We start from the raw sequence: 18,475 nt of genomic DNA, 5'->3' as shown, positions 1-18,475 counted from the left end.
AAATTGTTTTATTTCAGCTTCTGAAATGACTTATCAGCTGCGGCAATAATCGCATCCAACACAGCATTGTCATGAGCGATAGATGTGAAGCCGGCCTCGTAGGCTGATGGCGCTAGGTAAACACCTTCATCCAGCATTAAATGGAAGAACCTCTTAAAAGCCTCAATATCAGTTTTCGTCACAGCCGCATATGAGCTTGGTACCGTATTTGCAAAATAGAAACCAAACATTCCGCCAACACTATCAACTGCAAATGGGATATTGGCTTTGTCTGCAGACTGCTTTAAGCCCTTCATCAACTTCTCTGTTTGCCCTGTTAAGCATTCATAGAAACCTTCTCTTGAAATAATCTCAAGAGTCTTCAGGCCAGCAGCAACAGCAACTGGATTACCAGATAAGGTGCCTGCTTGATAGACATTTCCTAAGGGCGCCAACTTAGACATGATTTCCTTTTTGCCACCAAAGGCTGCCATTGGCATGCCTCCACCCATGACTTTTCCAAGACAAGTTAAATCGGGAACAATGCCTTGCAATGATTGGGCACCACCAAGCGCAACCCTAAAACCAGTCATGACTTCGTCGTAAATCAAAACGCTGCCATGCTTACTTGTGAGATTGCGAATAGCCCCCAAAAATTCTTTTGAAGGCTGAATCAAATTCATATTGCCAGCAATCGGTTCAATGATGACTGCAGCAATTTGATCGCCCTGCTTTTTAAATACCTCTTCGATTGCATCAACATCGTTATAGGGCAGAACTAGAGTATGCTTCACCAAATCCTGAGGCACACCACCAGACGATGGCGCATTTTGCGTGGAGTCTGCAAAGGTTAGTAAACCCGAGCCTGCTTTAACCAAAAGGCTGTCAGCGTGGCCGTGATAACAACCTTCGAATTTAATGATCAAGTCTCGACCGGTGTAACCACGCGCTAGGCGCAAGGCACTCATCGTTGCCTCTGTACCGCTAGAAACCATACGTACTTGCTCAACGCTTGGCATCAAAGCACAAATACGCTCTGCTAACTCAATTTCACCTTCGGTAGGCGCGCCATAACTAAAGCTAGTTTCAGCAGCTTTTTGGACTGCTTCAACTACTTCGGGATTTGCATGACCAACGATCATGGGCCCCCAAGACATAATTAAATCAATATAACGCTTATTGTCAGCATCCCAAAAATAAGGGCCTTTAGCTTTGGTGACAAAACGAGGTGTGCCACCAACCTGACGAAATGCGCGTACAGGAGAGTTCACTCCGCCTGGAATGCTCTTTTGTGCCCGCACAAATAAAACATCGTTTTGACTCACTTTTACCTCAATCGTTTTTTGTCTATATCTAGGGATTGCTTGGCGATTAAATCGCCATCATTTCAAAATCGTCTTTACGCGCTCCGCACTCTGGGCAGGTCCAATTCATCGGCACATCCTTCCAAAGAGTTCCAGGAGCAATTCCTTCGTCAGGCAAACCAGCGGCTTCGTCATAAACCCAACCGCAAATCAAACACATATAGGTTTTAAATTCCATCGTCTTATTCTCCACTCTTCTTACGGATCACCGTATCTCGCATTTCTATTTTAAAGCGCTAATCAATCTTCTGATTCTGTGGATGCAGGCCGCTTTGCATGCATCTCAAACTTAAATAAGCGACACTCCAGTGGACCATTAAACAAAGGTGTCCGCTTTGACTCTTTAATCCGCAATTGACCTGGCAAGGCCATATCTGCAGTCAACACAAACACATTCCATCCACTAAATGCATCTTTGAGGTGTTGTCCGAACTGGCGCAAGAACTCAACAAACTTCGGGTCTTGCTCTTCCTGGGCTTGAAGCTTCTTGAGAGATTCACGGCTTGAACGCTTAGCGCTTTGACGCCCCGTTTCTAGATTGAGTTCAAAACGATTTTCAGGTTCTGCAGTTTCATAACTAGCATCACGCCCATCTTTTTCCTGACCTCTGCCCCCTTTGATAACCAAACGCTCTCCATAAGGAGGGTTCAATAGCATGACGCCTCCTTTGTTATTGGTTGGCGGCTTACTTGCCATGGCATCAATCTGGCGCACAATCGGTTGATCTGGCAATTGAGCTCGCTGCCAATTACCCCTGAACATAGCAACCAACTTTTCATTAATATCACTTCCGCTAATACCCAGAGATTCAGCATGAGGATTTTGCTTACGTTTCTCTAAAATTTCATTAAGAGACGATTCTTTTAAACCAGCCCAATGCTTTTGTTCAGCAGCTTCATTAAAAGGTTTTAGTCTCTGAAAACCAAAACCATGGGCCGATGTCATTAATGGGCGGTAAGCTAATCTACTCGGCTTCGCGTCATCGCCATACATTCCTGCCCGTATCCCGCCAGGCGGGATAGCTAAAGCCATTTGCGCAGCCTCAATCAAGAAGGTACCGCTACCGCACATGGGATCAAATAAAGTCTGCCCCGGCTTCCAGCCTGTAATGGACAGAATACCAGCGGCTAAATTTTCTTTTAAAGGGGCATCACCCTTTTCATCTCGCCAACCGCGTTTAAATAAAGCCTCACCAGATGTATCTAAATAAATAGTAACTTGCGTTGCCGTTAAATGCGCCTGAACCCGAATATCCGGAAATGCAGTATCAATATTCGGACGATCCCCTGTGACATCACGTAAGCGATCCACAATGGCGTCTTTAATCTTCAGAGTTGCAAAATTGAGACTCTTTAAAGGCGAACGATGTGCCGTTACATCCACCCGTAATGTTTGCTTAGAGGTAAACCAATCCTCCCAAGCTAAACCGCTGGCTAACTTATAGAGATCATCTTCCTGCCTGTATGGGGCTTGCGCCATTTGCAACAACACGCGGCTGGCAATTCTGGAGTGGAGATTTAAAGCCATTGCGGCAGAGAGTGGTCCGGCAAGCCCGATACCACCAGTAGGACTGGTCGGGGTTGGATCAATCACCCATGCGCCTAATGCTTTGGAATCGGGACGCTTGGCAATCTCTGCGAGCTCCTGTGCAAGCGGAACTTCTAAACCGCCTGGGCAAACAACAAAAAATCTCATGGGGCTAACAGTCTCAAATAAGGGAAAGACAAATAAAGAAATTCAGAATAGTTATTTCGTGCTTATGGCTTAAAAATTACTAATGCCACAACTGCCAATAATAAGATGACTGGGGCTTCATTAAACCAGCGATACCAAACACCAGACTTAGTATTGATACCAGCGCGAAACTTCTTTAATAAAGTAAAGCAGGCATGGTGATAACCAATAACTAGAATCACGAAAAATAATTTGGCGTGCATCCATACCTCGCCAGCACCAATTCCAAAAACTAGCCAAAGTATTAAGCCCAACAAGACTGCTGGCACGGCCAATATGGTCATAAATCGGAAGAGGCGATCAGCCATCCCCAAGAGACGAGCATAAGCCTCTGGATTTTTCTCATCCGCCAGATTCACATAAATTCGCGGAAGATAAAACAAACCAGCAAACCAAGAGGTGATCAGCACAATATGAAAGGTTTTAACCCAGAGGTAAGCATTCATCATGGTTTATTTAATTCAACTAATTACGGATCTCGCCATGACCCATGACGATATATTTCAGTGAGGTTAAGCCTTCCAAGCCAACAGGGCCACGAGCATGAAGCTTATCATTCGAAATACCAATTTCAGCACCTAAGCCGTATTCAAAGCCATCGGCAAAACGAGTGCTGGCATTCACCATCACACTAGCGCTATCCACTTCTCGTAAAAAACGATCTGCTTGTGCTTTGTTATTCGTGATGATGGCATCAGTATGCTTACTGCCGTAGCGCTCGATATGATTCATCGCCTCATCAATATCAGCGACCGTCTTAATCGATAAAATTGGAGCCAAGTACTCTGTCTGCCAATCTTCTTCTGTAGCATCTACCAAATTTTTAAATCCACTAGCCTCGAGTGTTGATCGTGTTAAAGCATCTACGCGTAACTCAACACCCTTATCTTGATAAATCTTGCAAAGCTGTGGCAAAACCTTAGAGGCAATCGCTTGATTAACTAAAAGGGTTTCCATTGCATTACAAGGTGCGTAGCGCTGTGTCTTGGCGTTATCGCAAACCTTGATAGCCATCGCTAAGTCAGCATCCGCATCTATATAGGTATGACAAATGCCGTCCAAATGCTTAATCATAGGGACACGGGCCTCCGCCATCAGACGAGCAATGAGGCTCTTGCCACCACGTGGGACAATCACATCAATATATTCGGTCATCGTGATCATTTCGCCGACGGCACTGCGATCCGTCGTTGTCACAACCTGCACTGCATCTTTAGGCAAACCAGCAGCTGCAAGACCGTCTTGAATAATCTGAGCCAAGAGGGTATTAGAATCAATCGCCTCAGATCCGCCACGCAAGATTACCGCGTTACCAGACTTTAAACACAAGGCTGCTGCATCAATTGTGACATTTGGCCGTGACTCATAAATGATGCCAATGACACCCAATGGAACACGCATCTGACCGAGCTCAATACCCGAGGCCTGCTTTTTCAAGGAGGTCGTTTTTCCAATAGGATCTTCTAAAGAAACAATCTGTTCTAAACCTAATGCCATGGTTTCGATAGTCTTCGCGGTCATTGCAAGGCGATCAATAAATGCAGGATCCTGTCCATTGGTTTTAGCACGCTCGACATCGACTTGATTCACCTTTTGAATCTCGCCTGCTTTTTGACGCACTAAATTTGCAATATGCAATAAAGCTTGGTTCTTTTGCTCACTAGATGCTCGAGCCATAGCACGCGATGCACTGCGTGCTCGCTTACCAATGTCTTGCATCATGTCTTTAATCTCTACGCTCATTTACTTTGTTCTCTAAATAACCGTCTAACTATTCTTCTACTCTTCCATTACCGCAATAAATTTCCAACTAAACGCAGGCCATCCCAAGGATCACCTGGTAATTCTGCTGCAGAAAGCCCTTTAACTTGTCGATCAAGGCCTGCCGCAACCTGCATCGCCCTACGTAACTTCAGCGGCTGCACTCTTCTTAATGCGGCTGGATATAAACGCTCTTTATTGCCCCAGATTCGATTCGCCCGCATCAGTTGCTGCACAGACTCCCCAGCATCGCTAGCTACCTTTAGTTTAGATAGTAGCCTAAGCTCTTCAGTCACGCTCCATAGAATCAAAACCAAAGGCTCACCTTCGCCTTTTAGGCCATCCAACATCCGATTAAGCCGAGGTAAATCGCCCGCAAGCATCGCTTCAGTTAATTCAAATACGTTATAACGAGCCACTTTTAAGATTGACGACCGTATCTGCTCTTCAGTTAAAACGCCTGTGGGATAAAGCAAACCTAACTTCAGAATTTCTTGATGAGCAGCAATGAGGTTTCCCTCCACCTGGTCAGCGATGAACTCTAGTGCACGTTGACCTTCAGGTTCACCCTCAACTTCTTGCCCCTGCATCCTCAGTCGACCAGCAATCCATCTAGGCAAATGACTACGATCTAAAGAATCAACCTGAATTGCCATGCCCGCATCGTCTAAAGCACTAAACCAAGCAGAAGCCTTAGTTTTCGCATCTAATCTTGGTAGCACGATACACACCACAGTGTCGGGACCATCAGGAGAACTTGGTTGTGATTCGATTTGAGTGGCAAATTGTTTTAAAGCGTCCGCCCCATCACGCCCAGGCTTGCCAGTGGGGATCCGCAACTCCACCCAACGCTTATCCCCAAACAAAGACATTGTTTGACCGGCACTCATCAGAGCACTCCAATCAAATCCGGGTTCTTGCAACATGACCTCGCGCTCAGTAAAACCAAGCTTCTTAGCAGCAATACGTAATTGATCCATCGCCTCCATCATCAACAATGGCTCGTCACCACTAAAGACATAGAGGGGAAGCATTGCACCTCCAGAACTCAAGGATTTGAGGTGCACTTGCAGGGCATCAACTTTGACCATGCGAGTCTTTATCTATCTTTAGAAGGATTTAGTTCGAGGTGCTTTGGCTGCAGCAGAAACGCGGCGTAATATTTGAATCGCCAGATCCTTACGCATCAAAGACAGAAATTGCTGTTGCTGAACATCTGTTGCCAACACGGTTGTGTTGGAGAAGTCCATATCGCGAGTCATATAGATTTCACTATCAGGGATAACTTCTGCTCCTGCAACGTCATAAGCACGAAAGCCCACACGAATATTCAAACGATATGCAGAAACTTGGCCAGCAGAGTTGTATGCCAAAATCTCGCGCCCGCTAAGATCGTTTGTAATTTCTAAGATTAAATCAGCGTCCTTAGGATTAATTGCAATTTTTACATCCGTACTCTGCAAAATAGCCGTTTGAATATCAGCACGCAATGGTGGTGAAGGGTTCCCGGTAATGGCAATTGCTTTATAGGGCAAATCCACCATGCCGCGCAAGCGGTAGCCGCAAGCAATCAAACCGCTTACTGGCGCGCTGACAATTAAGCCAAGCATTGCACGTCTAAATAGGTTTGCGCTCATATCCTTAGATTCTCGAATAATTTTGTAGCTATACAACGATATTAACCAAACGACTGGGGACCACGATTACCTTTTTGGGTGCGCCACCATTAAGCGCCTTCAATGCAGGCTCACTCTTTAATGCCAAAGCTTCAATTTGCTCTTTGTTAGCCTCTGCCGGCACTTTAATATCTCCCCGCAATTTGCCATTGACTTGCAACATCAAGGTAATTTCAGTTTGAATCAGCGCGGCTTCATCAATAGAAGGCCATGGTGCATCTAATAAGGAGCCAAAGGTCTTGGCATATCCCATATCTTTCCAGAGCACATGAGTGAGGTGCGGTACAACCGGGTAAAGTACACGTAATAAGATGCTGAGGCACTCGCGTAAAACTGTCGCACTAATCGTAGTACCTTGATCTAATTTGATTGGTTCAAGAACATTCAGCATCTTCATAGCTGCAGACACAACCGTATTGTACTGACGACGTTGATAGTCAAAATTAGCTTGCTTCAAAATGGAATGCACTTCACGACGCAACTCTTTCTCGGCATCGTTCAAATTACTCGGGATAACATCTGGCGCCTCGCGAACAGCATTTGCCTGACCACTTGAATACATCCATACGCGACGCAAAAAGCGAGAGGCGCCGTCTACGCCAGCACCAGACCATTCCAACTGCTGCTCTGGCGGGGCTGCAAACATCACAAATAAACGAGCGGTATCAGCGCCGTATTGATCAATCAGAGCCTGTGGATCTACGCCATTGTTCTTACTCTTTGACATCTTCTCAACGCCACCAATAATGACTGGTGTACCAGAGGAATCGCCCTTTAACTTTGCACCTTGTGGGCGACCTTTTTCATCAAGGTCTAACTCAACATCTAAAGGATTAAGCCAAGTTTTCTTCCCCGAAGCTTCTTCTGAGTAATAGGTCTCATTGAGAACCATTCCTTGTGTCAATAGATTCTGAAATGGTTCATCAAACGAAATCAGATTTAGATCACGCATGACCTTGGTCCAAAAACGCGCATATAGCAAATGCAAGATTGCATGCTCAATGCCGCCAATATATTGATCCATTGGCATCCAATATTCATTGCGCTTATCAACCATCGTCTTCGCATCAGGACCGGTGTAGCGCATGAAATACCAAGAAGAATCTACAAAGGTATCCATCGTGTCAGTCTCACGTCGTGCGGGCTTGCCACACTTCGGACACTTCACATTTAAAAAGTCGGCACGCTTATTTAAAGGATTGCCACTCCCATCTGGCACGCAGTCTTCTGGCAACACTACTGGCAAGTCTGTCTCAGGTACCGGAATTGCGCCGCAACCAGGATGAGCCTCATCGCCACAATGAATGATCGGAATCGGCGTACCCCAATAGCGCTGACGTGAAATACCCCAGTCGCGCAAACGATAGGTCGTCTTGATTTCTCCGATACCCATCTTCTCTAAATCTTGAGCAACAGCACTCACGGCTTCCTCATGCGAGAGCCCATCGTATTTGCCACTATTGAAACAAACAACGTCTTCTTTTTGAGCGTACCAATCTTGCCAATGCGTCGCATTAAACATCGGCGATTCACCTTTAAGTGCAATCACTTGTTTGATTGAAAGGTCATATTTAAGAGCGAAAGCAAAATCTCTCTCATCATGGGCGGGCACACCCATCACAGCGCCATCACCGTATGACATCAGAACATAATTGCCGACCCAAACTGGCACCGACTCATTCGTCAATGGATGAATGACATACAAACCAGTAAACATGCCCTCTTTTTCTTGAGTAGCTAAGTCCGCTTCAATCACGCTACCGGTTTTGCACTTCTCGATAAAAGCGGCCAAGGCTGCATTATTTTCTGCAGCTTTAGCAGCCAAAGGATGCTCTGCGGCAACCGCACAGAAAGTAACGCCCATAATGGTGTCAGCACGGGTCGTAAATACATATAACAAACCATCCTGAATAAAGTTGCCGTGCGCATCAGCAATCTCATGCTTAAAGGCAAAGCGGACACCCCGACTTTTACCAATCCAATTGTGTTGCATGGTTTTGACACGCTCTGGCCAACCTAAGCCATCTAAACCAGAGAGCAATTGCTCTGCATAGGCAGTGATGTTGAAGTAGTAGCCTGGTATCTCACGCTTTTCAACTAAGGCACCTGAACGCCATCCACGACCATCAATCACTTGCTCATTTGCTAAAACCGTTTGATCGATTGGGTCCCAGTTCACTACTTGAGTCTTGCGATAAGCAATGCCTTTTTCGAGCATCTTCAGAAAAAGCCATTGGTTCCAACGGTAATAATCAGGGCTGCAAGTCGCCACTTCTCTTGACCAATCAATTGCCAAACCCATCGCCGCCATCTGCTTTTTCATATAAGCAATATTGTCGTAGGTCCATTTGGCTGGCGGTACTTTATTCTGAATCGCCGCATTTTCAGCGGGCATACCGAAAGCATCCCAGCCCATTGGCATCAAAACGTTATAGCCCTGCATGCGGAGCTGTCGAGCCATCACATCATTGATGGTGTAGTTGCGTACGTGACCCATATGTAACTTACCCGATGGGTAAGGCAACATTGAGCAAGCGTAATACTTTGGTTTTTTCTTGCCGTCTGCGCCCACTGCGTTTTCAGCAACTTGATAGACTTGCGCACTTTCCCAATCAGCTTGCGCTGCCGCTTCAATACTGCGGTAGTCGTAATCCTTACTCATTCAAAACAACTCTTTTCTGATTTAACTTTTATTAATATATTTATTTGCGCAAGCCAAGAACATCTTGCATGTCATAAAGCCCTGAGCTTTGGGTTTGTAAGAAGCGAGCTGCGCGTAAAGATCCCTGAGCATAAGACTGGCGGCTTGAAGATTTATGACTAATTTCAATGCGCTCACCATCTCCAGCAAAGAGCACAGTGTGGTCGCCTACAATATCGCCGCCGCGAATAGTCGCAAAACCTATAGACCCTTCTTTACGCTCGCCAGTATGACCTTCGCGTGCATACACAGCAACGTCATCTAGCCTCTCACCAAGAGCATCGGCTATGACTTCACCCATTTTCAAAGCAGTACCAGATGGCGCATCTACCTTATGACGATGGTGGGCTTCAATAATTTCAATGTCATATCCTTGATTAAGCATTTTGGCTGCAATCTCCAGCAATTTGAATGTGGCATTAACGCCCACGCTCATATTGGGTGCAAACACAATCGCTAATTTTGAAGAAGCTTTTTTCAGATTAGTGATTTGGTCTGCGCTTAAGCCAGTGGTACCAATAATCATCTTGGTGCCCGTTTTTTCAGCCATAGCTAAATGTGCCATGGTGCCCTCTGGTCTTGTGAAGTCAATCAGAAACTCAGCATTTGCCAATACAGCAGCCACATCTGATGAAATTTGCACGCCCGTCTTCTTACCCAAGAATGATCCAGCATCTTCACCCAGTTGCGGGCAAGATGTATGTTCAAGTGCACCAACGAGCTGAGCATCTGATGTATTGAGGACTGCCTCAATCAACATCTTACCCATACGCCCAGTTGCTCCAGCAATTGCAATCTTCATCATGTGTTTCTTCGCTTCTTATTAAAAGTTACTAGCAATGCCAGACCTTAGGTCATTGCTGACAAAAATTTCTACTGCTTTTTTTCAGTTGCCGGCGCAGCATTGATGGCGCCAGGCCCCAAAGGTTCGGGCTGCACCACCTGACCATCTGCCGACTTTGAAAAAGTAAAGTAGTCCCAGAAGGAGCCTGTACTTGCAGCGGGAACCGGCGGAACAGCGGCGCCCTTAGATAAGTTATCCGTTGGACTTGGCACCATTAATTCGGGTTGCTGCAAAGGTGGTGTGACTGGCGGCTTGTTTGAGCCAGTCATCACATCCCAAAATGAACGTTTTGTTTTAGCGTAATTATCAATCTCGGCAACCAACTCGACATCTGTCGGCAAAGCATCGCCCTCAAACTTCACCACTTTATCGCCGTCAAAAAATACTGTGACATGACGCTCTTTGCCTACACGTTGGCCAGCACGTTTAAATTCAAATACATAATCCCAACGATTGGCATGGAAGTAACTTGCTAGCAATGGGGTACCTAATATTTGACGAACTTGTTCACGTGTCATCCCTAACTGCAATTTGGCGTATTGCTCACTGGAGATAAAGTTTCCCTGAACAATGTCGGGAACATATGGCTGGAAGATTTTGTTCATCCAGGCGCGCTGAGTTTCATCAACTGCAGTAGAGCACCCAGCAACTCCAAGTAGGCTAATTAAAGCAACTGCCAGTAATCCCCCACGGGAGAATGTACAAATACCCCTCAAAAGCGGGTTCAAAAAGCGACTAAAAAGTTCAAGGCAATTTTGCATGGCTGGCCGTATCATTAAGACATTGATTTTAGCTCGCAAAGCCATGAATACGAACCAAAACCCCACTCCTGAAAATTTGCGCGATATTGGCCTAAAAGCCACCGGTCCGCGTATGAAAATCCTTGATTTTTTTCATCAAAATGGAGGTACCCACTTTAGCGCTGAAGACGTCTTTATGGCTCTTGCCAAGGATGATCAAGAAATCGGCCTGGCTACTGTTTACAGGGTGCTCACCCAGTTTGAGCAGGCAGGCCTTTTGCTGCGTAGTCATTTTGAGTCCAGCAAGGGTGATAGCCGTGCTATCTACGAGCTCAACGAAGGTCGCCACCATGACCACTTGGTTTGCTTAGACTGTGGGCATGTCGAGGAGTTTGTGGATGAGGCTATCGAGAAGCGTCAGCGCGATATTGCTAAAAACCTTGGATTTAAGCTCCAAGAGCACTCTTTGGCCATGTATGGGCATTGTCAGAAGAAAAACTGCCGAAATAAGCAAAAATAAGCGCTTTTCTAAGCTTTTAAGCCACCTTTTAGGGCTCCAGACAAGAAAAAAGACCTTAATTTGAGGTCTTTTTTGTTTTTTACTGTTTTTTAACAACAGTTAGCGACTTTTAATCACTTTACCGCCATTAATGCTTCGGCTGCATTGAGCATCTGGACCGAATAACCCCATTCGTTGTCATACCAAGCCAATACCTTGACCAATTTACCGTCAGCAGAAACACGAGTTTGGGACGCGTCATAAATACTTGGACGTGGATCATGGTTAAAGTCGATCGAAACCAAAGGTAGAGTGTTAAAGCCCAAGATACCTTTAAGCTCGCCCTCACTGGCGGTCTTCAGAATCGAATTTACTTCATCAACACTAGTTTCACGGCTAGCTGCAAATGTGAGGTCAACTACAGAAACATTGATTACTGGAACGCGCATAGCGAAACCATCAAAGCGTCCCGCCAATGCTGGCAAAACTAGTCCAACAGCTTTTGCTGCTCCAGTCTTTGTCGGAATCATGCTGGTTACAGCGGAACGTGCACGACGCATATCCTTGTGATACACATCAGTCAATACTTGGTCATTAGTAAATGCATGGATGGTTGTCATTAATCCAGACTCAATACCAATTTTTTCCAGCAGTGGCTTGACCAGTGGCGCCAAACAGTTTGTGGTGCAACTTGCGTTAGAAACAACTACATCAGTTGGCTTAAGAACATTTTGGTTCACGCCATAAACAATCGTTGCATCTACATCTTTTTCACCCGGGGCAGAAATCAATACCTTCTTGGCACCCTGTTGAATATGAATCATCGCTTTTTCTTTAGAGGTGAACTTGCCAGTGCACTCTAAAACCAAATCCACGCCAAGCTCGCCCCAAGGAGTTTCCGCTGGATTGCGTGTGCTAAACATTTTGATACGGTCGCCATTAACAACCATGCAATCGCCATCCACAGAGACTTCTGCAGGGAAACGCCCGTGGGCAGAGTCATATTGGGTTAGATGGGCATTGATAGCAATATCGCCCATTGCATTAATCGCGACGATCTTGATATCACGGCGTGGCTTGCCATTGACTTGATCTTCATACAAGGCACGCAATACCATGCGGCCAATACGTCCATAACCATTAATTGCGACACGAATTGTCATTTATTTCCCCTTACTAATATTGAATTTATTTCGCATTCGAATGACTTATCACTTCTGAGCGATGCATTGCTTAACAGTCTTTGCAATTTGGTCGACCGTTAAACCAAAGTATTCATACAGCTGCCCAGCAGGCGCAGACTCACCGAAGGTATCCACGCCATGAACAGCTGCACAGCCATACTTCCACCAGAAATCACTCACGCCCGCTTCAATGGCAACACGTGGAATATTGGCTGGCAATACTTTTGCTTTGTAGGTGGCATCTTGCTGATCAAATACCGTAGTCGAAGGCATTGATACAACACGAATACCAATCTTGCCTGAGCTCTCTTTTTCTAAACGTTCTGCTGTCTGTAATGCTAGTGCAATTTCAGAGCCAGTGGCAATAATGACTGCATCAATCTTCCCAGACTTTGGATCACGCAAGACGTAGCCACCGCGAGCAATATCTTTAATTTGTTGGCTATTACGAGAAACAAACGGGCAATTTTGACGACTGAAGATTAAAGCGCTTGGGCCATTTTTGCGCTCAAGCGCTGCGCCCCAAGCAACAGCGCTCTCAGTTGTATCGCAAGGACGCCAGACCATGAGATTTGGGATCAGGCGTAAGCTAGCTACATGCTCTACAGACTGGTGGGTGGGGCCATCTTCACCCAGACCAATAGAGTCGTGGGTAAAGACAAAAATGCTACGCAACTTCATCAATGCAGCCATACGAATAGCATTGCGACTGTAATCAGAGAAAGTTAAGAAAGTGCCGCCAAATGGGATGTATCCACCATGCAAAGCAATTCCATTCATGATGGCGCTCATACCAAATTCACGCACACCGTAATTGATATGATTACCCCACTGATCACCGCGCACAGGTTTGCAGGTCGACCAATTGGTCAGGTTTGAACCCGTTAAGTCTGCAGAGCCCCCCATAAATTCTGGCAAAGCTGGTGCTAATGCTTCAATCGCATTTTGACTTGCTTTGCGAGTAGCAATAGTTTCTGCTTTTGATTGGCAAGCTTTTAGATAGGCATTTAGTGTGGATGAAAAATCATTTGACAAGTCACCCCTCATACGACGCTGCAATTCTGAAGCAAGCTCCGGGAACTTGTTTTTATACTTCTGGAATTCTTTGTTCCACTCATGCTCAGCAGCTTGGCCGCGCTTTTTAAAATCCCAAGCAGAGTAAATATCTTTCGGAATTTCAAATGGGGCATATGGCCAATTTAATGCAACACGAGTTGCTGCAATTTCAGCGGCACCCAATGGTGAACCATGAACTTTATCGCTACCAGCCATATTTGGCGAACCCTGGCCAATAGCGGTTTTACAGCAGATCAGCGTTGGTTTATCGCTTTTTTTAGCTTTAGTAATCGCCTTAGATACAGCTTCGGCATCATGACCGTCGACATCGCGAATGACATTCCAGCCATAAGCTTCAAAACGCTTCGGAGTATCTTCATTAAACCAAGAAACCACTTTGCCATCGATAGAGATGCCGTTGTCATCCCATAGTGCAATTAACTTATTCAGTTTTAATGTGCCAGCCAATGAGCACACTTCATGGCTAATACCTTCCATCAAGCAACCATCACCTAAAAATACATAGGTGTAGTGATCAATAATATTGAAGCCAGGACGATTAAATTCTTCAGCAAGTAATTTCTCTGCGAGTGCCATACCGACTGCATTAGAAATACCTTGACCAAGTGGGCCAGTAGTTGTTTCTACACCAGGCGTAATTCCGTACTCAGGATGTCCTGGAGTTTTGCTATGTAATTGACGGAAATTTTTTAACTCTTCAATCGGCAAGTCATAGCCAGAAAGATGCAAGAGTGAATACAACAACATTGATCCATGACCATTAGATAAAACAAAACGATCACGATCAATCCAATGTGGATCTGTAGGGTTGTGCTTTAAATGTTCATTCCATAATCCAACAGCGATGTCAGCCATTCCCATCGGCATACCAGGGTGACCTGAGTTTGCCAGCTGAACTGCATCCATGGATAAGGCGCGAATGGCATTGGCCATGCGAATTTGAAGGTTTGACATCGTAAAAGTGGTCTCGAAGAAAATAAATTGGCTATATTTCAGTAATGCCTCAATTTTATCTTCCCGGACCATGGGAATCCCAAAAGCCCACCTCCCTCACCCCAGAGGTTGCCCACCATCTGCGTGTCAGGCGCATTCAGACTGGAGAGTCTTTCCCAGTATTTGACGGAAATGGGCAAATTGCTATAGCGGAGCTGCTTTCTTTGAGCGGAAAAAGCGGTTTAGCGCAACTTAGCGACATTCGCAGGGATACCCACCGAGAGACCACTTATGCCATTACCTTGGCTCAGAGTTTGGCCGGTGGCGACAAAATGGATTGGATTGTTGAAAAAGCAGTTGAAACAGGCGCTCAAATTATTGCGCCAATGCAATGCGAACGCTCCATCATCAAACTCACACGTTCAAGCGATCAAGAGCGTGCCCAAAAGCGTCTAGTTCATTGGGAAGGAATCATTCAAGCCGCATGCGAGCAATGTGACAGAACAGTACTGGCGAAGCTTGAGCCCATCCAAACTTTTGAGGACTACCTAAAAGCGAAGCCAAAACCAGCACTGAAATTACTGCTAAGTCCAGATGCTACTAAAAGCATGTATTCAGTTTTAATAGAAAGTGACCCACAAGATATTGTCTTAATGATTGGACCTGAAGGAGGTCATTCGCCTGCAGAGGAAGCACAAGCAGAGGCTGCAGGCTATCAAATAGTCTCACTAGGGGAGCGGGTGCTTCGCACCGAAACAGCAGGTGTTGTGGCCATCACGGCCGTACACAGCGTATGGAACCCTGAAATGCAAAATCGCCTCAAATAGAAGCGATTTCAGGAACTTCAGTGTGTTTTGCGATTAAGCAAAAGAGTAGAACACACGATAGGGTGTGCGACGCTCGGCCCAATAGTCAACAGCATCACGGAAGACATCTAACAAGGTCTCACGAGCTTCTTTGTCAAATTTTTGCGTGCAAGGCAAGCCTTCGAGCACCACTACAAATCCAGGTTGTTGACCTGCTTTATCTGTAGTTGTAGTCAAAGCATCCAATAAAGGATCAAAGTTTTTTGCTTGCTGCTTAGTAAAAGAATAAGCAATAGCAATCGCCTCGAGAACTTCACCTTTAGTCATTGCGTTGGTGCAATTGGCGTAGATAAAATGTTGACCGAGTTCAGTAGCTGCTTCCTGTAAATCTGGTGTTCGGAAAGCACGAATAGATTGCACGATGTTAGTGCGCACGCTGCGCAACATGGCCGGTGGTCCGGCATCACGAACGGCCAAAGCGGCACGCCAAGAAGCTGTCACTTTTTTCCCCGAAACTTGATTTGCTGCATAGGTTTGTAAACGAGATAAACCGCCCTGAGCATAAACATTGGCAGCAGACGATTCTGTTTCCAGTCGATCATTGCTATCCCAACTTTCAGCGCGGCTATGTTCTTCGAAACTGGCTGTATTGGTGTTTTCAGAGCGATTATTCATGATGGGTGCTAGGTTACCCTTAACACGCCATCAAATCAAGCCCAAATACAGCGCTAATTATATAAACCATTGATTTATATAATATTAATTTATGTAAGCTATTGCTAACTTACATAAATTATAGGGGTCTAGGAAATGCCTCTTGCGTTGCTAGCAGCCTCAACTACCGCCAAAGTGGTCACATTCACAATCCTACGGACCGTAGCAGCTGGAGTCAGAATATGAATTGGCTTAGCTACACCCAACAGCAGTGGCCCAATCGCAATCCCATTGCCTGCGGCAGTTTTTAACAAGTTGTAGGAAATGTTAGCCGCATCAATATTTGGGAGCACCAAGAGATTGGCATCACCCTTCAATGTTGATGAAGAAACTGCACCCTCACGAATACTTGCATCTAAGGCACTGTCTCCATGCATCTCGCCATCAACCTCTAAGGTTGGATCCGCTTTTTGGAGAAGGGCCAATACTTCGCGCATCTTCACCGCAGAAGGAGCATTGCTAGAACCGAAATTGGAATGAGACAGTAAAGCCACTTTTGGAACCAATCCCAACTTACGCATTTCACTAGCAGCCATTAAAGTTAACTCCGCTAATTCGCATGCGCTTGGATCAATATTGATATGGGTATCAACCAAGAAAACCTGGCGGCCCGGAAGAATCAATCCAGACATTGCACCATAAACATTGGCGCCAGGTTCTGGACCGATTACTTCATCAACGTATTTCAGATGGGTAGCGATGTTGCCTACCGTGCCAGAAATCATGCCGTCTGCCATACCCTTTTGGATTAACAAGCTACCAATTAAGCTATTGCGACGACGCACTTCTAGTTTGGCAAATGACTGTGTTACTCCCTTGCGCTCAGTGAGAGCCAGGTAGGTTTGCCAGAAATCACGGAAGCGCGAATCATTCTCTGGGTTCACAATTTCAAAGTCATCGCCCGTTTTCATGCGCAAGCCAAACTTCTCAATGCGATGCTCAATAACCGCTGGGCGTCCAATTAGGATTGGGGTTGCCAAGTGCTCATCAAGAATGATTTGTACTGCACGCAATACACGCTCATCTTCGCCTTCAGCAAAGACAATGCGTTTCTGATTTGCAGGCACCCTCTTTGCAATACTGAAGAGGGGCTTCATCAAAGTACCAGAGTGATAAACAAATTGCTGCAACTGATTGCGATAGGCATCGAAATCTTTAATTGGACGAGATGCAACGCCATCATCCATCGCCGCCTTAGCAACTGCTGGCGCAATTACTGTAATTAATCGTGGATCAAAGGGTTTTGGAATTAAATACTCAGGACCAAAAGATAGGTTCTCAATACCGTAAACCGAAGTCACCACTTCACTCTGCTCAGCTTGCGCAAGTTCAGCAACGGCTTTAACGGCTGCTACTTCCATGCCGCGTGTAATGGTGGTTGCACCAACGTCAAGCGCACCACGGAAAATAAATGGGAAACACAGAACGTTGTTGACTTGGTTTGGATAATCAGTACGGCCAGTAGCCATCACTGCATCAGGACGAACCGCTTTTACTTCTTCTGGCAAAATTTCTGGGGTTGGATTTGCCAAGGCGTAGATCAATGGCTTATCCGCCATCTTCTTGACCATGTCTTGCTTTAATACACCACCAGCAGAAAGGCCCAAGAAAATATCGGCGCCAGCAATTACATCATCCAAAGTACGCAAATCAGTCTCTTGGCAGAATGGCTCCTTCTCTGGATCCATCAATTCTTTACGGCCTTTGTATGCAACACCTGCTAAGTCAGTTACCCAAATGTTTTTACGGGGAATGCCCAGATCAACCAATAGATCCAAGCAAGCCAAAGCGGCTGCCCCAGCGCCCGAAGTAACCAACTTCACATTACCCACGTCTTTACCAACCACCTTCAAGCCATTGAGAATGGCGGCTGCAACCACAATCGCAGTACCGTGTTGATCATCATGAAAGACTGGGATCTTCATGCGCGCTTGCAACTTACGCTCAACTACAAAGCAATCTGGCGCTTTGATATCTTCTAAATTGATGCCGCCAAAAGTAGGCTCAAGCGCTGCAATGATTTCTACGAGTTTGTCGGGGTCGTTTTCATTGACTTCGATATCGAAAACATCAATACCAGCAAACTTCTTAAATAAAACCGCCTTACCTTCCATCACTGGCTTACTAGCCAATGGACCAATATTTCCTAAGCCTAAAACGGCAGTACCGTTAGTGATCACACCAACTAAATTGCCACGAGCGGTGTACTTAAATGCATTGGCTGGATCTTTAACAATCTCCTCGCAAGGAGCTGCAACACCTGGCGTATAAGCAAGCGCTAAATCGCGTTGGTTAGTGAGTTGCTTAGTTGGGGCAATCTCGATTTTGCCTGGAACTGGAAACTCGTGATATTGGAGGGCAGCCTCTCTTAAAGCTGCAATTTGCTGTTCTTTACTATTTTCTTTGCTCATTCACTAACTCGCTAAGTTCTGTCTTGTCTTTGTTTCATCTAAGACTTGTAAG

16 protein-coding genes are annotated in these 18,475 nt (G+C 45.6%); 2 read left to right on the top strand and 14 right to left on the bottom strand.

Going from position 1 to position 18,475, the window contains the following annotated elements; genetic code table 11:
- Positions 1-8: 8 nt before the first annotated feature.
- The 10 genes from hemL to A8O14_RS01240 form a co-directional block, all read right to left on the bottom strand.
- The gene (gene hemL, locus A8O14_RS01285) at positions 9-1,304 is read right to left on the bottom strand and encodes a glutamate-1-semialdehyde 2,1-aminomutase (RefSeq protein ID WP_068947855.1); all 1,296 of its coding nucleotides are present in this window, start codon (positions 1,302-1,304) and stop codon (positions 9-11) included.
- A 46-nt stretch (positions 1,305-1,350) separates the two neighbouring features.
- Entirely contained in the window at positions 1,351-1,521 is a 171-nt protein-coding gene (locus A8O14_RS01280; RefSeq protein WP_068947854.1) for a rubredoxin, read from the bottom strand.
- A gap of 62 nt (positions 1,522-1,583) precedes the next feature.
- A complete protein-coding gene (locus A8O14_RS01275; protein ID WP_068947853.1) occupies positions 1,584-3,038 on the bottom strand; it encodes a THUMP domain-containing class I SAM-dependent RNA methyltransferase in 1,455 nt (484 codons plus the stop codon).
- Positions 3,039-3,100: 62 nt separating this feature from the next.
- Positions 3,101-3,526 (bottom strand): CopD family protein, encoded by a 426-nt coding sequence (locus tag A8O14_RS01270; protein WP_068947852.1) that lies wholly within the window; start codon positions 3,524-3,526, stop codon positions 3,101-3,103.
- 16 nt (positions 3,527-3,542) lie between these two features.
- Entirely contained in the window at positions 3,543-4,820 is a 1,278-nt protein-coding gene (locus A8O14_RS01265; protein WP_068947851.1) for a glutamate-5-semialdehyde dehydrogenase, read from the bottom strand.
- A 47-nt stretch (positions 4,821-4,867) separates the two neighbouring features.
- On the bottom strand, positions 4,868-5,929 hold the full coding sequence (gene holA / locus A8O14_RS01260; RefSeq protein WP_068947850.1) for a DNA polymerase III subunit delta: 1,062 nt from the start codon (positions 5,927-5,929) through the stop codon (positions 4,868-4,870).
- An 18-nt stretch (positions 5,930-5,947) separates the two neighbouring features.
- Positions 5,948-6,475 carry an LPS-assembly lipoprotein LptE gene (locus A8O14_RS01255; protein WP_068947849.1) on the bottom strand — a complete coding sequence of 176 codons (528 nt, stop codon included), beginning with the start codon at positions 6,473-6,475 and terminating at the stop codon, positions 5,948-5,950.
- Between the two features lie 28 nt (positions 6,476-6,503).
- Positions 6,504-9,176 (bottom strand): leucine--tRNA ligase, encoded by a 2,673-nt coding sequence (gene leuS, locus A8O14_RS01250; RefSeq protein WP_068947848.1) that lies wholly within the window; start codon positions 9,174-9,176, stop codon positions 6,504-6,506.
- 40 nt (positions 9,177-9,216) lie between these two features.
- Positions 9,217-10,017, bottom strand: coding sequence for a 4-hydroxy-tetrahydrodipicolinate reductase (gene dapB / locus A8O14_RS01245; protein ID WP_068949653.1), 801 nt, complete (start codon positions 10,015-10,017; stop codon positions 9,217-9,219).
- A gap of 71 nt (positions 10,018-10,088) precedes the next feature.
- Positions 10,089-10,820 (bottom strand): outer membrane protein assembly factor BamE, encoded by a 732-nt coding sequence (locus A8O14_RS01240; protein WP_068947847.1) that lies wholly within the window; start codon positions 10,818-10,820, stop codon positions 10,089-10,091.
- 43 nt (positions 10,821-10,863) lie between these two features.
- Between A8O14_RS01240 and fur the strand changes: the two genes are divergently transcribed.
- A complete protein-coding gene (gene fur, locus A8O14_RS01235) occupies positions 10,864-11,319 on the top strand; it encodes a ferric iron uptake transcriptional regulator (RefSeq protein ID WP_068949652.1) in 456 nt (151 codons plus the stop codon).
- A gap of 113 nt (positions 11,320-11,432) precedes the next feature.
- Here the strand turns inward: fur and gap are convergent, their stop codons facing one another.
- On the bottom strand, positions 11,433-12,461 hold the full coding sequence (gene gap / locus A8O14_RS01230) for a type I glyceraldehyde-3-phosphate dehydrogenase (RefSeq protein ID WP_068947846.1): 1,029 nt from the start codon (positions 12,459-12,461) through the stop codon (positions 11,433-11,435).
- A 48-nt stretch (positions 12,462-12,509) separates the two neighbouring features.
- Complete coding sequence (tkt, locus tag A8O14_RS01225; RefSeq protein ID WP_068947845.1) at positions 12,510-14,513, bottom strand: transketolase; 2,004 nt, start codon at positions 14,511-14,513, stop codon at positions 12,510-12,512.
- Positions 14,514-14,557: 44 nt separating this feature from the next.
- On the opposite strand from tkt, the gene A8O14_RS01220 reads away from it, so the two are divergent.
- Positions 14,558-15,319, top strand: coding sequence for a 16S rRNA (uracil(1498)-N(3))-methyltransferase (locus A8O14_RS01220; RefSeq protein ID WP_068947844.1), 762 nt, complete (start codon positions 14,558-14,560; stop codon positions 15,317-15,319).
- A 33-nt stretch (positions 15,320-15,352) separates the two neighbouring features.
- On the opposite strand, the gene A8O14_RS01215 is transcribed toward A8O14_RS01220, so the two are convergent.
- Together A8O14_RS01215 and A8O14_RS01210 are read right to left on the bottom strand one after the other, a co-directional pair.
- Positions 15,353-15,973 (bottom strand): barstar family protein, encoded by a 621-nt coding sequence (locus A8O14_RS01215; protein WP_068947843.1) that lies wholly within the window; start codon positions 15,971-15,973, stop codon positions 15,353-15,355.
- Positions 15,974-16,101: 128 nt separating this feature from the next.
- Complete coding sequence (locus A8O14_RS01210; RefSeq protein ID WP_068947842.1) at positions 16,102-18,423, bottom strand: NADP-dependent malic enzyme; 2,322 nt, start codon at positions 18,421-18,423, stop codon at positions 16,102-16,104.
- Positions 18,424-18,475 lie beyond the last annotated feature (52 nt).

It is taken from the genome of Polynucleobacter wuianus (assembly GCF_001659725.1).
Taxonomy (GTDB): Bacteria; Pseudomonadota; Gammaproteobacteria; order Burkholderiales; family Burkholderiaceae; genus Polynucleobacter; species Polynucleobacter wuianus.
Note: the sequence above shows the minus strand (reverse complement) of the source record. Positions and strands in the feature narration are given on the sequence as shown.

Excerpts from the sequence above, each read along its gene's own strand:
- A8O14_RS01280 (WP_068947854.1), bottom strand. The coding sequence starts at position 1,521 with ATGGAATTTAAAACCTATATGTGTTTGATTTGCGGTTGGGTTTATGAC.
- A8O14_RS01275 (WP_068947853.1), bottom strand. The coding sequence starts at position 3,038 with ATGAGATTTTTTGTTGTTTGCCCAGGCGGTTTAGAAGTTCCGCTTGCA.
- A8O14_RS01270 (WP_068947852.1), bottom strand. The coding sequence starts at position 3,526 with ATGATGAATGCTTACCTCTGGGTTAAAACCTTTCATATTGTGCTGATC.
- A8O14_RS01265 (WP_068947851.1), bottom strand. The coding sequence starts at position 4,820 with ATGAGCGTAGAGATTAAAGACATGATGCAAGACATTGGTAAGCGAGCA.
- holA (WP_068947850.1), bottom strand. The coding sequence starts at position 5,929 with ATGGTCAAAGTTGATGCCCTGCAAGTGCACCTCAAATCCTTGAGTTCT.
- A8O14_RS01255 (WP_068947849.1), bottom strand. The coding sequence starts at position 6,475 with ATGAGCGCAAACCTATTTAGACGTGCAATGCTTGGCTTAATTGTCAGC.
- leuS (WP_068947848.1), bottom strand. The coding sequence starts at position 9,176 with ATGAGTAAGGATTACGACTACCGCAGTATTGAAGCGGCAGCGCAAGCT.
- dapB (WP_068949653.1), bottom strand. The coding sequence starts at position 10,017 with ATGAAGATTGCAATTGCTGGAGCAACTGGGCGTATGGGTAAGATGTTG.
- A8O14_RS01240 (WP_068947847.1), bottom strand. The coding sequence starts at position 10,820 with ATGCAAAATTGCCTTGAACTTTTTAGTCGCTTTTTGAACCCGCTTTTG.
- fur (WP_068949652.1), top strand. The coding sequence starts at position 10,864 with ATGAATACGAACCAAAACCCCACTCCTGAAAATTTGCGCGATATTGGC.
- gap (WP_068947846.1), bottom strand. The coding sequence starts at position 12,461 with ATGACAATTCGTGTCGCAATTAATGGTTATGGACGTATTGGCCGCATG.
- tkt (WP_068947845.1), bottom strand. The coding sequence starts at position 14,513 with ATGTCAAACCTTCAAATTCGCATGGCCAATGCCATTCGCGCCTTATCC.
- A8O14_RS01220 (WP_068947844.1), top strand. The coding sequence starts at position 14,558 with ATGCCTCAATTTTATCTTCCCGGACCATGGGAATCCCAAAAGCCCACC.
- A8O14_RS01215 (WP_068947843.1), bottom strand. The coding sequence starts at position 15,973 with ATGAATAATCGCTCTGAAAACACCAATACAGCCAGTTTCGAAGAACAT.
- A8O14_RS01210 (WP_068947842.1), bottom strand. The coding sequence starts at position 18,423 with ATGAGCAAAGAAAATAGTAAAGAACAGCAAATTGCAGCTTTAAGAGAG.